The sequence below is a fragment of the Mesorhizobium sp. B2-4-6 genome (assembly GCF_006442775.1).
In the GTDB taxonomy this organism is placed as follows: Bacteria; Pseudomonadota; Alphaproteobacteria; order Rhizobiales; family Rhizobiaceae; genus Mesorhizobium.
On sequence record NZ_VFVI01000008.1, the window covers coordinates 56,965 to 74,883 of the forward strand.

Consider the following 17,919-nt stretch of genomic DNA (forward strand, 5'->3'; position numbering starts at 1 on the left):
CCGTAGTTGCTCTTTCGGGACAGGTCGCGAGGATCAAGTGTGAGTGGGTAGGCTCGGCAATTTCGCCGTGGCGACGCGGGCACGGGCTGACCTCATCCTGCGCAAGCACGCCAACCATCTGGTCGAAGAGGTGGCGCTGCGGAAGCTTTGGAGCGCGTCGCTGAAACGGATTTTGATGCATGTCGTTGTCGCAGAACCGCTGCGCACTTCTGGGCGACATGCATCAGGACCCGATCGACGCTCGTCGAGGACGTCCTGGCTACCGGTTAAAGCGCGCTTAACTGCCGATCCGTTAGAAATTGAGCCACAAACGCTGTATTGCTAAAGGCTCCCGGCATGGATGCGCCATTGGTTGCTTCGGACGAGCAGGCCGATCTGCGGCTCCGTCAGGCCGGAACTGCATTTCGTCTTGGCCTGCCGGCTGCCGCAACATTGTTGATCGCCCTCTATGCGATCGTCGTCTCGCGCGTCTTGCCGGGCAATGTCGACGTATCGTGGCTGCTGACCGTCGGCGACCGCGTGCTGAGCGGCGAACGCCTCTATGTCGACGTCGCCGAGGCCAATCCGCCCTTTTCCACCTGGCTCTATTTGCCATTCCTGGTTCTCGAGCGGTTGACCGGGCTTTCGGCGGAGCTCTGGGTGGGGCTCGGCATGGCAGTGCTGGCAATCGGTTCGGTCTGGCTTTCAGCTCGAATTCTTGTACGTGCCGACCAAACGCTGACACGATTCGTCTGGGCAGTTCCGGTCCTGGTGTTTCTTCTGCTTAGCCTGTCCCCGGCGGATTTCGGCCAGCGCGAACAGATCGCAGTCATCTGCCTTTTGCCTTGGTTGGCGCTGCTTGCGGCACGCGACCGGACAGTAGATTTCCGCGCCGGCAGCACGGCCGAGCGGCTCGCCGCCGGGCTTGGCGCCGCGATTTTCGTCATGATCAAACCGCCCTTCAGCGTGCTGGCGCTGGCTGCCCCGGTGCTGGTCCTTGCCGCGCAGCGACGCTCGGCGCGGCCTCTGCTGACGACCGAGAATGTCCTCGGCGCTGCTTTGACCGTCACCTATCTGGTCGCGCTTGTGGTCTTCATGCAGCCGTTCTTCACCGATGTCCTGCCTTTGCTGCGCGAGGTCTATTTGCCGATGCGCTTGCCGGCCGTCGACGTGTTGATGCTCTTGCCGGTGAAGATTTTCGTGGCCATGGCCGGGGCAACGTTGGCCATGGCCTACCCTGACCGGCCCCATCGCGATGCGAAGATTCTGCTGCTGGCGGGTATTGGCTATGTCCCAGCCTTTGTCGTCATGGGCAAAGGCTGGACCTATCAGGCGATCCCGTTCCTGATGCTCGGCATGTCGGCGTTTGTGCTCCAGTTCATCCGGCTGCGGCCACTGCGCGAGCTGCCTGCGCTGGCAAAGGCGGGTGTCGGGTTCGGTCTGCTTTTCGCCGTGACGACCGTCGCGCCAAGGCAAGGCCTGGCATTCGTCCAATCGCGTGGCGATCTCGACGCGGCGACGGCCGCAATCAACCGGATCGCCGATCACCCGACCTTGATATCGATCGGCTCAGCGCTGCAGATCGGCAATCCGCTCGTCCGGATGGCCGGCGCTCGCATGGTTGGGCGCCACCCGTCCAGCTGGATGGTCAATGATGCCCAGGTCTTGATTGAGTCCGGGCCGGATGCCGCTACCCGGCTCAGGCTCGAAGCCTTGCGGGCGGACTACACGCAGGCGATCGCCCGTGAGTTGGCGACCAAACGGCCCGATATCGTTGCCGATGACGGAACCGCAGGACCGGATGTACCCGTAAAGCTCCATCTGATGCAGCCGCACGCGGCGGCGCCGCTGCGTGACAGCCCTCTGATCGCAAAGGCTTTGCAAGACTATCGTCTGCTCTATCAGAACGCCGTGGTAACCCTGTTCATCCGCAGCGATATCGCCGAACGCAATTAGGGCGGCACTGGCCAGATCAGCACTGGCCAGATCAATTGACGTTAAGACACGTCTTTCCAAAGCAGTCCTTAAAGTCGCCAAGCCCATCGCTGCCCACGCATCCCGGAATTGCTTCAGGCTAGGGACGGTTCTCCCGAGAGTTCAGCCTTCCGGCCTCTCGTCCATATCGAATGCAGCATCCACACGGCAAGAAACAGCGGGATCAGGACAGCGACGCAATATCCGCCCCAGGTGAAAAAATGCACGACGAAAGGCCCGAGCCAGCAAATCGCCAGGATCAGCCGAGGCGGCCTGGAAACCATCGCGGCGAGCATCGCGACCGCTACGGCCACACCGATCGTGTCGTAGGTGTAGCCGTAGGGCGTGGCAAGGATCGCAAGGATCGCGGTAAGCGCCACGCGTTCCTGATGCGAGACCAGGCGCCCGGGCCACCAGAGCCAGATCGCCGCTGCAATGGAAGCGATGGTGGCGACCGCCTGCACCCCATAGGCGGGGATCACGCCAAGGCCGACAGCCCTTGCCGTGAAGAACACCGTGATCGCGTTGTACTGATAGGGTTGCGGATAAGGCGCCTCCATGATCGCCGTCATCAAGGGCCGGGTTTCGGTCAGGAACAGGCGCCAGACATCGAAGCCGAAGAACAGGCCGGTGGCGACGGCGACCGCGACCGCGGTCCCGACGGCCGCGAGAATGGCCCTCCAGTTGCCGCTGGCGAGCAGGCAGAAAGGCACGAGAATACCGAGATGCGGTTTGATCGTCAGCAGGCCGAACAGGATTCCGGCCAGCAGCGGACGTCTTGGCGCCACGGCGACGCCGCCGATCAAGAGCGCGGTGGTCAGCGCGCCGTTCTGGCCGAACACCGAGTTCCAGATCACGGCGGGGCTCAAGACAATCGCCAGTTCCAGGGCCGCTCCGAGCTTCAGCGGCCGGATCGCCAGCCACAGACAGAGCACAGTCCCGACCGTCCAGACCAGATAGGCAGGCAAGATCGGCAAGGTGGCAAGCGGAACGCCGAGCAACAGGATGTTCGGCGGATAGCTCCATTCCTGATTGGGAAGGTCGGGCGAGAACATGCCGCGCAGCGCCGCGCGGTAGGCGTCCACGTCGAAAAGGAGGGCGACGTGGCCCTCCATCGCCATGCGGGACCCGGCCCAGAGGTTGGTGAAATCCCAGTAGGGCAGCCTGTGCGACAGCGCGGAAAATCCCTTGCTGTTCAGGGTCCACAAGCTGCTCAGGTAAAACTCGGCCATCCAAAGCGCGACGATCGATACCACCGTGACGATGGCCACGTCCAAGAGGCTTCGGGTTCTGATCCAGTCCGGCTGCATGGCGATCTCGATTTCGCAACCGACCTTTTAGTCGCCGTGTCCTTAAGATCGCGTTGCCCCGGCGCCAGGAATCGTCAGCCCGGCACCGTCACCCGCCGCAGCGTCAGGTTGATGCGGCCGCCATTCTTCAAAAGGGCCGATGTCGCGGGATAGATGCGGTCGACGCCGTGGAAGGCGAGGCGTCCCTCGCCGCCAAGCACGACGACGTCGCCGCTCTTCAGCCTGAACGACTTCGTGCCGTCTTCGCGCCTGTCCTGGCCGACCCGGAACAGGCAGTCGTCGCCCAGCGAGACCGACACCACGGGCGCGGCGAAATCCTGCTCGTCGCGATCCTGATGCAGGCCCATTCTGGCGTCCGCCGCATAGAAGTTGACCAGGCATGCCTCGGGCGGATGCGAATAGGCCGAGACCTCGCGCCACAGTTGCAGCAAGGCTTCAGGTATCGGCGGCCAGGGCTCGCCCGTCACCGGATGCGTGGGCTGGTAGCGATAGCCGCGCTCCTTGTCGGTGACCCAGCCGAGCGCGCCGCAATTCGTCATGCGCACGCTCATCTCCTTGCCGGTGCGCGGCATGGCCGGCACGTAGAGGGGGGCTGCCTGCACGACGCGCCTGATCTCCTCGATCAGCGCTTCCTGCGCCGGCCGGGCGATGTAGCCCGGCATATGGCGGACGCCTTTGGGAAGAACGAGCATGGGTCGATCCGTTCTATCCGCCCTGGAGCATGACGCCGAAAAGTGTGAAGCGGCTTTCGGGCGACATCATGCTCTATCTCTTTGATTTAGAGACGGATTCAGATTTCAGGTCGAACAGACCTGAAATCATCCGGCCCTAGCATGCCACCGGCAAAAGAAAACGGCGACCCGAAAGCCGCCGTTCGTTCAATCCCGGCGATATGCCCCTCAGGCCTGGTCGATATCCGGTATGCGCAGCACCTGGCCAGGATAGATCTTGTCGGGATGCGTCAGCATCGGCTTGTTGGCCTCGAAGATGACGTTGTTCTTCGCGCCCTTCCCCTTGCCGTAATATTTCTCGGCGATCTTCCAGAGATTATCGCCCTTCTGGACGGTATAGAGCGTCGGTTCCTTGGCTGGCGCCGCCTTGCCGGCCTCGGGCGCGACCTTCAGCTCGTCCGCCTGCACCTTGGAGACGCCGAGCGTGTTGCCGACGGCGATCACCGCCTTTTCGAAGACCGACTGATCCTTGACCGTGCCCTTCAAAACCGCCGTGTCGCCCTGGACGGCAACCTCGACGCCGTCCGTGCCCAGCTTGTGGGAATCGAGCTCCTTCTTCAACGTATCCGCGTTTGGCGATGCCTCGTCGTCGCCGCCGATGCCGAGCTTCTTGCCGACGCCTTTGACGAAATCGAAAATACCCATAGCTGGTCTCCTCGCTGTTGCAGCAATCGGAGCTTGCCATCTGCAACCCAGAATTGGAAGCAGCCGATTCAACCGTGCTTAATCGTTGTCGACACGGCCGCGCAGCTTTTTCACCGTCGATCGGCCTGCCTTGCTCTTAAGGCGGCGCTCCACGGCGCCTTTGGACGGCCTGGTCTTCTTGCGCGGCGGCGGTGGAGGCTCGGCCGCCTTGGCGATCAACGCCGTCAGCCGCGCCCGCGCATCGGCCCGGTTCTGCTCCTGGGTGCGGAAACGGCCGGCCTCGATGACGATGACGCCGTCCTTGGTGGCGCGCTGGCCGGCAAGCTTGATGGCACGCTCGCGCACGCGCTCGGACAGGCCGGAAGCGTTCGCCGCATCGAAGCGCAGCTGCACGGCGGTGGCAACCTTGTTGACGTTCTGGCCGCCCGGACCGGACGAGCGGATGAAGTCCTCATGCAGGTCGCCCGCACGAATGACCGCTTCGGCCGAGATGATGATGTCGTCGTCGCTTGCCATGCACGCACTCATGACGCGATGACGGCAAAAAGAAAAGGCCCGGCGCGAGCCGGGCCCTAGAGGAAAGATATGAGAAGCGGCCGCTATTCAGCCGCTTCCTGCAAGCGCGGCGCGGCGCCGAGGATGGTGGCGTCGACATGGCGTTCGAACTTCTCGAAATTGTTCGCGAACATGTTGACCAGCTTCGCGGCCTGGCGGTCGTAACCGGCCTTGTCCGCCCAGGTCGAGCGCGGGTCGAGGATAGCGCTCTCGACACGCGGAACCGCCACCGGCACTTCGAAGCCGAAATTGGCGTCGGTGCGGAACTCGGCCGACTTCAGCGAACCGTCGAGCGCGGCGCCCAGCAAGGCGCGCGTCACCTTGATCGGCATGCGGCGGCCGGTGCCATAGGCGCCGCCGGTCCAGCCGGTGTTGACCAGCCAGCAGTCGACGCCGTGGCTGGCGATCAACTCGCGCAGCAGATTGCCGTATTCGGACGGGTGGCGCGGCATGAACGGGGCGCCGAAGCAGGTCGAGAACGTCGCTTCCGGCTCGGTGACGCCCTTTTCCGTGCCGGCGACCTTGGCGGTATAGCCCGACAGGAAGTGGTACATCGCCTGCGCTGGCGTCAGCCTGGCGATAGGCGGCATGACGCCGAAGGCGTCGGCGGTCAGCATGATGATGTTCTTCGGATGATCGGCGCGGCCGGTCTTCGAGGCATTGGGGATAAAGTCCAGCGGATAGGCGCAGCGCGTGTTCTCGGTCAGGCTGCCATCGTTGAAATCCGGAACGCGGCCGGCGTCGAGCACCACGTTCTCCAGCACCGTGCCGAAGCGCTGCGTGGTGGCGAAGATCTCCGGCTCGGCCTCTGCCGACAGCCTGATCGTCTTGGCGTAGCAGCCGCCCTCGAAATTGAAGATGCCGTGCGGACCCCAGCCATGCTCGTCGTCGCCGATCAGCGTGCGCGACGGATCCGCGGAAAGGGTCGTCTTGCCGGTGCCGGACAGGCCGAAGAAGACGGCCGCGTCGCCGTCCGGACCTTCATTGGCGGAGCAGTGCATCGGCATGACGCCCTTTGCCGGCAGCAGATAGTTCAGCATCGTGAACACCGACTTCTTCATCTCGCCGGCATAGGAGGTGCCGCCGATCAGCACGATCTTGCGGGTGAGGTCGACCGCGATCACCGTTTCGGTGCGGCTGCCGTGACGTGCCGGATCGGCGCGGAAGGAGGGCAGGTCGATGATCGTCATCCGCGGCACGAAGCGCTCGAGCTCCGCGGCTTCAGGGCGGATCAAAAGATTGCGGATGAACAGCGAATGCCAGGCGAATTCGGTGATGACCCGGGTCGGCAGCTTGAGATCGGCGTCGGCGCCGCCGACGAGGTCCTGCACGTAGAGGTCCTTGCCCGCCGCATGGGCGCGGAAGTCGGAAAGCAGCGCCTCGAACTGGGCGGGCGAGATCGCCTTGTTGTTGTCCCACCAGACTTGGCCGCCGGTCGCTTCGTCGCGCACGACGAATTTGTCCTTCGGCGAACGCCCGGTGTGCTGGCCGGTCTCGGCGACCAGGGCACCCTGCGCGGTCAACCTCGCCTCGCCGCGCCGGATCGCTTCCTCGTAGAGTTCGGCCGCGCCAAAATTATAGCGGACCATGCCCGTTGTCTTCAGGCCGATCGCGTCGATGGCGCAGTCGGGGTTGCGTTTGCCGGCTTCCGACATCAAATTTCCTCTCTGGATTGGCCGCATCTGACGGGTGACTTCCCGGAGCCCGCGCTGGGGCCGTCAGGTTCAGAACCAGAAAAGCCGAATGATATCAAATCATTAATCGATTTAAAAAATTTGAAAGTTGTTTAAATCGTTTATATGTGCAAAAAATCGCAGAGGTTGCCCAAAGGATTGGCAGGCTTGGTTCGTCCAATCCCAATTAGGGTGCGATGGCGTGTGACGGCAGGCCGCTGGTGACTTCGGACAGGGCCCGTGCCACATTTTGTACCCAATTTGTCCTGCAAAAGCCCCTTCTCGACGACAGAAGGGACAGCTCATGAGGGAGCCGCTTGAAATGGCAACAATCGCGCTTGTCGACGACGACCGCAATATTCTGACCTCGGTGTCGATCGCGCTCGAGTCCGAGGGCTATCGGGTCGAAACCTACACGGACGGCGCGTCGGCGCTGGAAGGCCTGGCGGCGCGTCCGCCGAACCTCGCCATACTCGACATCAAGATGCCGCGCATGGACGGCATGGAGCTGTTGCGCCGCATGCGCCAGAAGTCGGACCTGCCGGTCATCTTCCTGACGTCGAAGGACGACGAGATCGACGAATTGTTCGGCCTCAAGATGGGCGCCGACGACTTCATCCGCAAACCGTTCTCGCAGCGCCTCCTTGTCGAGCGCGTGCGCGCCGTGCTGCGCCGGACCAGCGCCCGCGAGGCGGCGGCCAAGGCGCCGAGCCAGCAGGCCCGCTCGCTCGAACGCGGCCAGTTGGTGATGGACCAGGAGCGGCACACCTGCACCTGGAAGGGCGAGCCGGTGACGCTGACGGTGACCGAGTTCCTCATCCTGCATTCGCTGGCGCAGCGCCCCGGCGTGGTAAAAAGCCGTGATGCGCTGATGGATTCGGCCTATGATGAGCAGGTCTATGTCGACGACCGCACCATCGACAGCCACATCAAGCGGCTGCGCAAGAAGTTCAAGGCCGTCGACGACGACTTCGAGATGATCGAAACCCTTTACGGAGTCGGATACCGGTTCCGCGAAGCATGAGAATAGGCAGTAGGCAGTAGGGAATAGTCCGTAGTCGGTTTTGAATGATGCGAGCGGCCATTCGTGCATAGCCGCGGTCAGCCAATCATTGCTCCTACTGCCTACTGCCCACTCACTACCCACTAACTAAGCAGGGCCTGCTAGTCGATGGCAGTGGAAGTAGAGCGAGGCAGACGGGCGGGCGCGGCAAGGCGCCCGTCGCGGATCGTGCCCGCCTTCGTGTCGAAATTCACCGTGCCGATGCGCCGGTTTCTCGGCCATCACATCTTCTCCAGCCTGACCCGGCGCATCCTGTTCCTCAACCTGGCCGGCCTTGCCGTGCTGGTCACCGGCATCCTTTACCTGAACACCTTCCGCGACGGGCTGATCGACGCGCGCGTCGAAAGCCTCATGACGCAGGGCGAGATCATCGCCGGCGCGATCGCGGCTTCGGCGACCGTCGAGACCGATTCGATCAGCATCGACCCGGAAAAGCTGCTTGAGCTGCAGGCGGGCGAAAGCCTGGGGCCGGGGTCGGACCAGCTCGACAACCTCGATTTCCCGATCAATCCCGAGCGCGTCGCGCCGGTGCTGCGACGCTTGATCTCGCCAACGCGCACCCGCGCCCGCATCTATGATCGCGACGCCAACCTGCTGCTCGATTCGCGGCATCTTTATTCGCGCGGCCAGATCCTGCGCTACGACCTGCCGCCCGTCGACGACGAACAGCCCGGCGTCGTGGAGCAAGTCGAGAAATTCATCTTCGACTTCTTCCGCAACAAGGACCTGCCGGTCTACCACGAGCAACCCGGCGGCAATGGCGCGGCCTTCCCCGAAGTGGTCAAGGCGCTGACCGGCAGCCCCTCGACTATCGTGCGGGTGAGCGAGCAGGGCGAACAGATCGTCTCCGTCGCGGTGCCGATCCAGCGCTTCCGCGCCGTGCTCGGCGTGCTGATGCTGTCCACCGAAGGCGGCGACATCGACAAGATCGTCGCGGCCGAGCGCAAGGCGATCCTGCGCGTGTTCGGGGTGGCGGCGCTCGTCACCGCGATCCTGTCGATGCTGCTCGCCTCCACTATCGCCAATCCGCTGCGCCGGCTTTCCGCAGCCGCTGTCAGGGTGCGGCGCGGCGTCAAGAGCCGCGAGGAAATCCCCGATTTTTCCGATCGCCAGGACGAGATCGGCAATTTGTCCATCGCCGTGCGCGACATGACGAATGCGCTGTATGCGAGAATCGAGGCGATCGAAAGTTTCGCGGCGGATGTCTCGCATGAATTGAAGAACCCGCTGACTTCGCTGCGCAGCGCGGTCGAGACGCTGCCTCTGGCGAAGAACGAGAACTCGCGTGGCCGGCTGATGGAAATCATCCAGCACGATGTGAGGCGGCTCGACCGGCTGATCACCGACATCTCGGACGCTTCGCGGCTCGATGCCGAGCTTGCGCGCGAGGATGCCGCGACCGTCGACCTGAAGAAATTCACCACCGATCTCATCGCGGTCTCGCGCGAGGCGACGCGCAACAAGAAGGCCGTCGAGATCGAGCTCAAGGTCGCCAAGCTGCCGGCCGGCGCCAAAGGCTATTTCGTTGTCGGCCATGACCTCAGGATCGGTCAGGTCATCACCAACCTGATCGAGAACGCGCGTTCCTTCGTGCCCGACGAGCATGGCCACATAGCGATCTCGTTGGCGCGCGCGGGCAAGTTCAACATCATCACCGTCGACGACAACGGCCCGGGTATCCGGGCGGAGAAGATCGATCGCATCTTCGAACGCTTCTATACCGACCGGCCGGCCGGCGAGGCATTCGGCCAGAACTCCGGCCTCGGGCTGTCGATCAGCCGCCAGATCGTCGAGGCGCATGGCGGCACGCTGACGGCCGAGAACATCCCCGGCACCAAGCCCGGCGAGATCAAGGGGGCGCGTTTCGTGGTGACGCTGCCGGCGGAAGGCTGATCGCCGAGCCGAACATGCCGGACGCCGCCACGAAGCCCCGCAACATCCATGGGACGGCCATACTGGTCGGCGAGCGCGGCCTGCTGATCACCGGGCCGTCGGGCGCCGGCAAGACGACGCTGGCGCTGGCGCTAATCGATCATTGCCGCGCGCGGGGGCTTTTTGCCCGGCTGGTGGGCGACGACCAGTTGTTTGCGGTGGCCCATGGCGGCCGGCTGGTGTGCCGCGCGCCGGCGAGCATCGCCGGTCTCGCCGAGGTGCACGGCATCGGTCCGCAGCCGCTGGCCTTCGAACCGGCCGCCGTGATCGACCTCATGGTGCGGCTGGTCGAGCCGGCCGACATGGCGCGCCTGCAGGACGAAGCCGTGGAAACGATCGACGGATGCCGGCTGCCCCGCATCGATGTCGCCCGGCAAAATATCACCGCCGCGCTCTCCATGCTGATGGCGCGGCTGTCGATCCAGCCTTTTTCATGATCCGGCCCGGGATTTTTGCTGCGATGCGTCAAAATGGCCCGGGCCGCCGCAATTTTGGGCTTGTCAACCGGCCGTGCGTCGACAAGATAGCGCTCCCGCCGCCTGGAATGGCTGGCGAACATAAGATACGCCTGTGAAGCGGCGATGACGGGAGCCACCAGAGAATGATCGGACTCGTGCTCGTGACGCACGGTCAACTCGCTACCGAGTTCCGGCATGCCGTAGAGCATGTCGTCGGGCCGCAAGACAATTTCGAAACCGTGGCGATCGGCGCCGATGACGACATGGAGCAGCGCCGGGCCGACATCGTCGACGCCGTGGCGCGCGTCGACACCGGAACCGGCGTCATCGTGCTCACCGACATGTTCGGCGGCACGCCCTCCAACCTCGCCATCTCGGTGATGGAATCCGGCCGCACCGAGGTCATCGCCGGCATGAACCTGCCGATGCTGATCAAGCTCTCCTCGATCCGCAAGGGCGACAACATGGCCGCCGCGCTCGACGAAGCGCAGGCGGCGGGCCGCAAATACATCAACGTAGCCAGCCAGCTCCTGAGCAGCAAATGAACGCACCGGCGCCGCACACAGACGAGGTGGTGCGGGAGTTCCCGATCATCAATCAGCGCGGCCTGCACGCGCGCGCTTCGGCCAAGTTCGTCCAGGTCGCCAGCGGCTTCGACGCCACCATCCATGTCGAGAAGGACGGCGTGAAGGTCGGCGGCACCTCGATCATGGGCCTGATGATGCTGGCGGCGAGCCCGGGCTATTCGATCCGCGTCATCGCCAGCGGCCCGGAAGCCGTGCCGGCCATGGATGCGCTGGAGCAGCTGGTCGCCTCGCGTTTCGGCGAGGAAATCTGAAATTTTTGCTTTGGTGCATGTCGTAATCCCAAAACCGTTGCGCACTTTTGGGCGACATGATTTCTGCTTATGCATGTCGTAATCCCAAAACCGCTGCGCACTTTTGGGCGACATGCACCGTCCCGCAGAGACATGCGCGCATAAAGATTTCTTTATATCCCATTGTCGTGCGGCGGCCGATCTGCTAGTCAGGCCGGCAACCGCGTCCTCCCATGCGCCTTCCGGCGCCGGCGCGTCTTTGAGAAAAAATCACACCGGAGCACTGCCATGACGGGTAGCAAGGACTATGTGGTCGCCGACATCTCGCTTGCCGGCTGGGGCCGCAAGGAGATCGAGATCGCCGAAACCGAAATGCCGGGCCTGATGGCCTGCCGCGAGGAGTTCGGCGCCAAGAAGCCGCTGAAGGGCGCGCGCATCACCGGCTCGCTGCACATGACCATCCAGACGGCGGTGCTGATCGAGACGCTGAAGGCGCTGGGCGCCGACATCCGCTGGGCCTCCTGCAACATCTTCTCGACCCAGGACCATGCGGCCGCCGCGATCGCCGAGGCCGGCATCCCGGTGTTCGCGGTCAAGGGCGAGTCGCTGGAGGACTACTGGAATTACACCGACAGGATCTTCCAGTGGGCCGATGGCGGCCTCTCCAACATGATCCTCGACGATGGCGGCGACGCCACCATGTACATTCTGGTCGGCGCGCGCGCCGAGGCCGGCGAGGATGTGCTGTCCAATCCGCAGAGCGAGGAGGAGGAATACTTCGTCGCGCAGATCAAGAAGCGCCTGAAGGCCTCGCCCGGTTTCTTCACCAAGCAGCGGGAAGCGATCCGCGGTGTCACCGAGGAGACCACCACCGGCGTCAACCGCCTCTACCAGCTTCAGAAGAAGGGCCTGCTGCCCTTCCCGGCGATCAACGTCAACGATTCCGTCACCAAGTCGAAATTCGACAACAAATACGGCTGCAAGGAATCGCTGGTCGACGGCATCCGCCGCGGCACCGACACGATGATGGCCGGCAAGGTCGCGGTGGTCTGCGGCTATGGCGACGTCGGCAAGGGCTCGTCGGCCTCGCTGCGCGGCGCCGGCGCCCGCGTCAAGGTCACCGAGGTCGACCCGATCTGCGCGCTGCAGGCGGCGATGGACGGCTATGAGGTGGTGACGCTGGAAGACGCGGCCCCCAACGCCGACATCGTCATCACCACCACCGGCAACAAGGACGTTGTCACGCTCGACCATATGCGGTCGATGAAGGACATGGTGATCGTCGGCAATATCGGCCACTTCGACAACGAGATCCAGGTGGCGTCGCTGCGCAACCTGAAATGGACCAACGTCAAGCCGCAGGTCGACCTGATCACCTTCCCGGACGGCAAGCGGATGATCCTTCTGTCCGAGGGACGCCTGCTCAACCTCGGCAACGCCACTGGTCATCCAAGCTTCGTCATGTCGGCCTCGTTCACCAACCAGGTGCTGGCGCAGATCGAGCTTTTCACCAAGCACGGCCAGTACGAGAACCAGGTCTATGTGCTGCCCAAGCACCTCGACGAGAAGGTCGCGCGGCTGCATCTCGACAAGCTCGGCGCCAAGCTCACCGAGCTGTCCGGCGAACAGGCCGCCTATATCGGCGTGACGCCGCAGGGCCCGTACAAGCCGGAACACTACCGCTATTAACCAAAGCGAAATTATCTACCATATATTGAAGCCGGGTGGTTGACTTTCCATCCGGCTTTATTTTTTGCGCCAATGATTCTTCACGCCGATTCCGGCAAGCGTTATTGTTGTGATTCGCGGTCCGGGGACATGTTGGGCCGGGACGCATTCAGGGCGGTCTTGCATTCAAGCGGCGAAGAGGACCAAGACATGCCGGGGGATTACCCGCCACGCGCGGGAAAGGCCGTTTCCGGCGGCCATGAGGATTCGAACGAGGCCGGCCCCGCCGTGAGCGGCGGCGGTTTTCGCGTCGGCTTGCGGCTGGCGTCGCTGCTTGCCATCTCGGCGCTTGCCGGCCCGTTGCTCGCCTTTGCCGCCCACGCCGAGACAGGCATCCCGGGAAAGGCCGCGGCGCCCGTCAGCACCGTCGAGGTCATGCAGCTCGCCATGTTCGTCGGCGTCATGGGCGCGGCGCTGGTTTCGGCCATCTTCCTGATCCGCGAGCGCGCACGCACCGCCTCGCAGAATCTGCAGCTCAGGGCCCGCATCGCGGACGTCAACGCGGCGCTGCAGCGCTCCGAGGCGCTGCTCAACCTGCGCGACCAGCGTCTGGTGGTGTGGACCACGGACAACAAGAAACCCGAGCTCATCGGGAGCCTGCCGCTGGAAAGCGGCGCGCCCGACGACAGATCCGCTTTCCTCGCCTTCGGCCGCTGGCTGATGCCGCGCTCGGCGGCCGCCCTGGAGCACGCGGTCGCGGCGCTGCGCGAACAGGCTAGGGCCTTCGATCTCGTCATCGAAACGCAGGCCGGCGTGCCGCTGGAGGTGCATGGCCGCAAGAGCGCGGCGCATGTGCTGGTGCGCTTCGTCTCGCTGTCGGAGACGCTGCGCCACCAGGCCAGGCTGAAGATCGAGAACCAGCGGCTCAGCGCCGACTACGACACCATGGTCGGCCTGCTCGACGCGTTGAAGATGCCGGCGTGGCTACGCGGCGCGGACGGGCGATTGCAATGGGTCAACCGCGCCTATGCGGAGGCGGTGGAGGCGGAAAGCACGGCCGCGGCCGTGCGCGACGCGAAGGAATTCCTCGGCGGCCAGGCGCGCGAGCAGATCGCCGAGCAGCACAAGTCGCGCCCGGTCTTCGAGCAGACGCTTTCCACCGTGATCGAGGGCGACCGCCGCATGTTCGCGGTCACCGATTTCGCCGGAGCCGACGGTTCGGCGGGACTTGCCTGCGACACCAGCGCCGCCGAGACGATCCGCGCCGAATATGAGCGGACCGTGCGCAGCCATGCCGACACGCTCGACCAGTTGAACACGGCGGTAGCGATCTTCGACACCGAGGAAAAACTGCGCTTCTTCAACCAGGCCTTCCAGAAGCTGTGGGGTCTCGACTCGGGCTTCCTGCTCAGCGCTCCCTCCAACACGTTGCTGCTCGACAGGCTGCGCAGCGAAGGCAGGATCGCCGAGCAGCCCGAATGGCGGCGCTGGAAGGAAAACCTGCTCAGCGCCTATCGCGCCGTCGAATCGCAGGAGCATTGGTGGCACCTGCCGGACGGCAAGACGATCCGCGTCGTGGCGAACCCGCAGCCAAAGGGCGGCGTCACCTGGGTGTTCGAGAACCTGACCGAGAAGATGGACCTCGAAAGCCGCTACCAGACCGCCGTGCGAGTGCAGGGCGAGACGCTGGACAACCTCGCCGAAGGCGTGGTCGTGTTCGGTCCGGACGGCCGGCTGCGCCTGTCCAATCCGGCCTTCGTCGCGCTGTGGGGGCTGACGGTGGAAGCGGTCAAGCCGAAAGTCCATGTCTCGGCGATCCGCGACTTTTGCGACCAGCGCGCCGCGAACAGCCCGTGGGGCGGCTTCGTCGCCGCGGTCACCGGCTTCGACGACGAGCGCCGCGATCGCCGCGGCCAGATCGAGCTGGTCAACGGCACGGTGCTGAGCTACGCGGTGATCCACCTGCCCAACGGCCAGGTGATGATCACCTTCGTCGACGTCACCGACACCGTCAATGTCGAACGGGCGCTGAAGGACAGGAACGAGGCACTGGAGAAATCCGACCAGTTGAAGAACGAGTTCGTGCAGCACGTGTCCTATGAGCTGCGCTCGCCGCTGACCAACATCATCGGCTTCACCGAGCTTCTGTCGCTGCCCGCGACGGGGCCGCTGACGCCGAAACAGCGCGAATATGTCGAGCATGTCGGCTCGTCGTCGTCGGTGCTGCTCACCATCGTCAACGATATCCTCGACCTGGCCACCGTCGATGCCGGCATCATGCAGCTCGACATCTCCGAAATGAACATCGACCGGACGATCGCCGCGGCGGCCGAGCTGGTCGCCGACCGGCTGGACGAGCACCGGATCAAGCTCGAGATCGACGCGGCGGAGGCGCCGGCGAGCTTCCATGGCGACGAGACCCGCATCCGCCAGATCCTCTACAACCTGCTCAGCAACGCGGCGAACTACGCGCCGGAAGCAAGCACGATCCGGCTGACCTGCCGCCGCTTGGCTGACGGCGTCGAGTTTTCGGTGCACGATGATGGCCCGGGCATGCCTCCGGACGTGCTGGAATCGGTCTTCCGCCGCTTCGAGCCGCGCACCAATGGCGGACGGCGGCGCGGCGCCGGACTTGGGCTCTCGATCGTCAAGAGCTTCGTCGAGTTGCATGGCGGAACCGTGCGCATCGAAACCGGCGAGGACAAGGGCACGACTGTCATCTGCACCTTCCCGGACAAGCCTTCCGGAATTCCGGATACGCCGGCGGGCATCCGCGACGCGGCCGAGTAGCGCGGCCCGATGGCAGGAACGGTGCTGGAGCGTTTTCTCGCCGACGAGGCGGCAACGGCAAGGCTTGGCGAGGACCTCGCCATGGCGTTGCGCGCCGGCGACGCGATCGCGCTGAAAGGCGATCTCGGCGCCGGCAAGTCGACGCTGGCCCGCGCGCTGATCCGGGCGCTTGCCGACGATACCGGCCTCGAAGTGCCGAGCCCGACCTTCACGCTGGTGCAGAGCTACGAGACGCGCGTTCCGGTGCATCATTTCGACCTCTACCGCCTCTCCTCGCCGGACGAGCTCGACGAGCTCGGCCTCGACGATGCGCTCACACAGGGCGCGGCCCTGATCGAATGGCCGGAACGGGCCGCAGACCGGTTGCCGCAAAACGCGCTGTGGGTCGAGCTTGCCGAACATGGCGAAGGCCGCGTGGCGCGGCTGTCGGGCCAAGGACCGGTTTTCGAGCGCGCGGCGCGATCGCTGGCGATGCGCGATTTCCTGGTCTCGGCCGGATGGGGCGAAGCCAGCCGCCGCCATTTCGTCGGCGACGCCTCCGCCCGCTCCTATGAGATCGTCTCGCTGCCCGGCAAGTCGCCGCGCGTGCTGATGAACTCGCCGCGCCTCGTGCTCGGGCCGTCCGTGCGCGACGGCAAGCCCTATGCGGTGATCGCCCATACGGCGCAATCCGTCACCGCCTTCGTCGCCATCGATCGGGCGCTGCTTGCGGCCGGCGTCAGCGTGCCGGCGATCCATGCCCAGGATCTCGACCAGGGTTTTCTGCTCATCGAGCATCTCGGCTCGGAAGGTTTCCTCGGTCACGACGGCCAGCCCATCGCCCAACGCTACGAGGCGGCGGCCGAGTTGCTGGCCATGATGCACGGCAAGACCTGGCCCACGCGCATGGAAGCGGCGCCGGGCGTATTCCACGACGTGCCGCCTTTCGACCGGGAGGCCATGCTGATCGAGGCCGACCTTTTGGTCGACTGGTATGTGCCATGGATCACCGGCGAACCGGCAAGCGACGAGTTGCGGGCAGGCTACCACAAGGTATGGAACGCGCTTCTCGACCGCCTGGCAGGCAGCGAATACACGCTCATGCTGCGCGATTTCCATTCGCCCAACATCATCTGGCGGGCCGAGCGTTCCGGCCTCGACCGGCTCGGCATCGTCGATGTGCAGGACGCGCTGATCGGGCCGGCGGCCTATGACGTCGCCTCCCTGGCCATGGATGCGCGCGTCACCGTCTCGCCCGAGATCGAGCGGCGGACGGTCGCGGCCTATGTCGCGGCGCGGCGCGCCGCCGGCGCTTTCGACGAGGCCGGCTTCGCCGAGGCCTATGCGATCATGGCCGCGCAGCGCAATTCGAAGATCCTCGGCATCTTCGTGCGGCTCGAAAAGCGCGACGGCAAGCCTTACTATCTGAAGCACCTGCCGCGCATCCGCGACTATCTGAGGCGGTCGCTGGCGCATCCGGCGCTGACCGGCCTGAAGGATTTCTACATGGCCCACGGCCTGCTCGAGGAACGGGTCCCATGAAGCCGACGACGGCGATGGTGCTGGCGGCCGGGCTCGGCAAGCGCATGCGGCCGATTACCGATTCGATGCCGAAGCCGCTGGTGAAGATCGCTGGCAAGACCTTGCTCGACTGGGGACTGGACAGTTTGGAAGCTGCCGGCGTCGCCAAGGCCGTCGTCAATGTCCACTACCTGCCCGAGCAGATCGTCGCCCATGTCGCCCATAGGCGCGCACCGAAGATCGTCATCTCCGACGAGCGCGAGGCGCTGCTGGAATCGGCTGGCGGCATCGTCAAGGCGCTGCCGCTTTTGGGCAGCGAGCCCTTCTACATCATCAACGCCGATACCTTCTGGATCGACAGCGGCCAACCCAGCCTCGAGCGCCTTGCCCTTGCATGGGACGCCGCCAGAATGGATATTCTGCTGATGCTTACCGATCTCGACTCAGCGACCGGGCACTGCGTCGGCACCGATTTCCTGATCGCGCATGACGGCGCGCTCAGGCGCTCGAAGGGTGAACCGACGGGCCTGATCTATGCAGGTGCTGCGATCATCCATCCGCGTATCTTCAAGGATGCTTCCACAGGCTCGCATTCGCTCAACATCTATTTCGACAAGGCGATCGCCGCCGGCCGCCTGTTCGGCATGAAGATGAACGGAAGCTGGATCACCGTCGGCACCCCGGACGCCATTCCAGCCGCCGAGGCAACCGTCGCCGGCGCGCTCGCAGCATCGGCCCGAAAATCGGCTCCGATTTTCGGAAAGCACGATGCGTAGAGGCAAAGGGTTAGATCGTCCTTTGTGCGCCCAAACGGGCGCACGGCG

The 17,919-nt window shown here is 64.4% G+C and carries 15 protein-coding genes; 10 read left to right on the top strand and 5 right to left on the bottom strand.

The features are described from left to right. The first annotated feature begins 336 nt into the window (after positions 1–336). The gene (locus FJ957_RS19975; RefSeq protein ID WP_140834357.1) at positions 337–1,935 is read left to right on the top strand and encodes a hypothetical protein; all 1,599 of its coding nucleotides are present in this window, start codon (positions 337–339) and stop codon (positions 1,933–1,935) included. A gap of 113 nt (positions 1,936–2,048) precedes the next feature. Here the strand turns inward: FJ957_RS19975 and FJ957_RS19980 are convergent, their stop codons facing one another. The 5 genes from FJ957_RS19980 to FJ957_RS20000 form a co-directional block, all read right to left on the bottom strand. Further along, positions 2,049–3,263, bottom strand: coding sequence for a glycosyltransferase family 87 protein (locus tag FJ957_RS19980; RefSeq protein ID WP_140834360.1), 1,215 nt, complete (start codon positions 3,261–3,263; stop codon positions 2,049–2,051). A 74-nt stretch (positions 3,264–3,337) separates the two neighbouring features. Beyond that, on the bottom strand, positions 3,338–3,955 hold the full coding sequence (locus FJ957_RS19985) for an alpha-ketoglutarate-dependent dioxygenase AlkB (protein ID WP_140834362.1): 618 nt from the start codon (positions 3,953–3,955) through the stop codon (positions 3,338–3,340). Between the two features lie 207 nt (positions 3,956–4,162). Further along, on the bottom strand, positions 4,163–4,639 hold the full coding sequence (gene lysM / locus FJ957_RS19990; RefSeq protein WP_140658730.1) for a peptidoglycan-binding protein LysM: 477 nt from the start codon (positions 4,637–4,639) through the stop codon (positions 4,163–4,165). 78 nt (positions 4,640–4,717) lie between these two features. Further along, positions 4,718–5,155 carry an alternative ribosome rescue aminoacyl-tRNA hydrolase ArfB gene (gene arfB / locus FJ957_RS19995; protein ID WP_140834364.1) on the bottom strand — a complete coding sequence of 146 codons (438 nt, stop codon included), beginning with the start codon at positions 5,153–5,155 and terminating at the stop codon, positions 4,718–4,720. 83 nt (positions 5,156–5,238) lie between these two features. Beyond that, the gene (locus tag FJ957_RS20000) at positions 5,239–6,849 is read right to left on the bottom strand and encodes a phosphoenolpyruvate carboxykinase (protein WP_140834366.1); all 1,611 of its coding nucleotides are present in this window, start codon (positions 6,847–6,849) and stop codon (positions 5,239–5,241) included. Positions 6,850–7,189: 340 nt separating this feature from the next. Between FJ957_RS20000 and FJ957_RS20005 the strand changes: the two genes are divergently transcribed. The 9 genes from FJ957_RS20005 to FJ957_RS20050 all read left to right on the top strand — a co-directional run bounded on the left by FJ957_RS20005 (position 7,190) and on the right by FJ957_RS20050 (position 17,871). Continuing rightward, positions 7,190–7,891, top strand: a complete 702-nt coding sequence (locus tag FJ957_RS20005; protein ID WP_006201274.1) for a response regulator transcription factor — start codon at positions 7,190–7,192, stop codon at positions 7,889–7,891. A 147-nt stretch (positions 7,892–8,038) separates the two neighbouring features. After that, positions 8,039–9,823: a sensor histidine kinase gene (locus FJ957_RS20010; RefSeq protein ID WP_140834368.1), complete on the top strand. Its 1,785-nt coding sequence runs from the start codon at positions 8,039–8,041 to the stop codon at positions 9,821–9,823. Between the two features lie 14 nt (positions 9,824–9,837). Further along, positions 9,838–10,299 (top strand): HPr kinase/phosphorylase, encoded by a 462-nt coding sequence (locus tag FJ957_RS20015; RefSeq protein ID WP_140834370.1) that lies wholly within the window; start codon positions 9,838–9,840, stop codon positions 10,297–10,299. Between the two features lie 164 nt (positions 10,300–10,463). Next, a complete protein-coding gene (locus tag FJ957_RS20025) occupies positions 10,464–10,865 on the top strand; it encodes a PTS sugar transporter subunit IIA (RefSeq protein ID WP_140674263.1) in 402 nt (133 codons plus the stop codon). Then, complete coding sequence (locus FJ957_RS20030) at positions 10,862–11,158, top strand: HPr family phosphocarrier protein (RefSeq protein ID WP_140783044.1); 297 nt, start codon at positions 10,862–10,864, stop codon at positions 11,156–11,158. The genes FJ957_RS20025 and FJ957_RS20030 overlap by 4 nt, the downstream gene beginning before the upstream one ends. Before the next feature lie 267 nt (positions 11,159–11,425). Continuing rightward, complete coding sequence (gene ahcY, locus FJ957_RS20035; protein WP_140834372.1) at positions 11,426–12,826, top strand: adenosylhomocysteinase; 1,401 nt, start codon at positions 11,426–11,428, stop codon at positions 12,824–12,826. A 189-nt stretch (positions 12,827–13,015) separates the two neighbouring features. Further along, positions 13,016–15,595 (top strand): PAS domain-containing sensor histidine kinase, encoded by a 2,580-nt coding sequence (locus FJ957_RS20040; RefSeq protein ID WP_140834374.1) that lies wholly within the window; start codon positions 13,016–13,018, stop codon positions 15,593–15,595. Positions 15,596–15,604: 9 nt separating this feature from the next. After that, on the top strand, positions 15,605–17,116 hold the full coding sequence (gene tsaE / locus FJ957_RS20045) for a tRNA (adenosine(37)-N6)-threonylcarbamoyltransferase complex ATPase subunit type 1 TsaE (RefSeq protein ID WP_140834376.1): 1,512 nt from the start codon (positions 15,605–15,607) through the stop codon (positions 17,114–17,116). Further along, positions 17,113–17,871, top strand: a complete 759-nt coding sequence (locus tag FJ957_RS20050) for a nucleotidyltransferase family protein (protein WP_140834378.1) — start codon at positions 17,113–17,115, stop codon at positions 17,869–17,871. Before tsaE ends, FJ957_RS20050 begins: the two co-directional genes overlap by 4 nt. Positions 17,872–17,919: the final 48 nt, after the last annotated feature.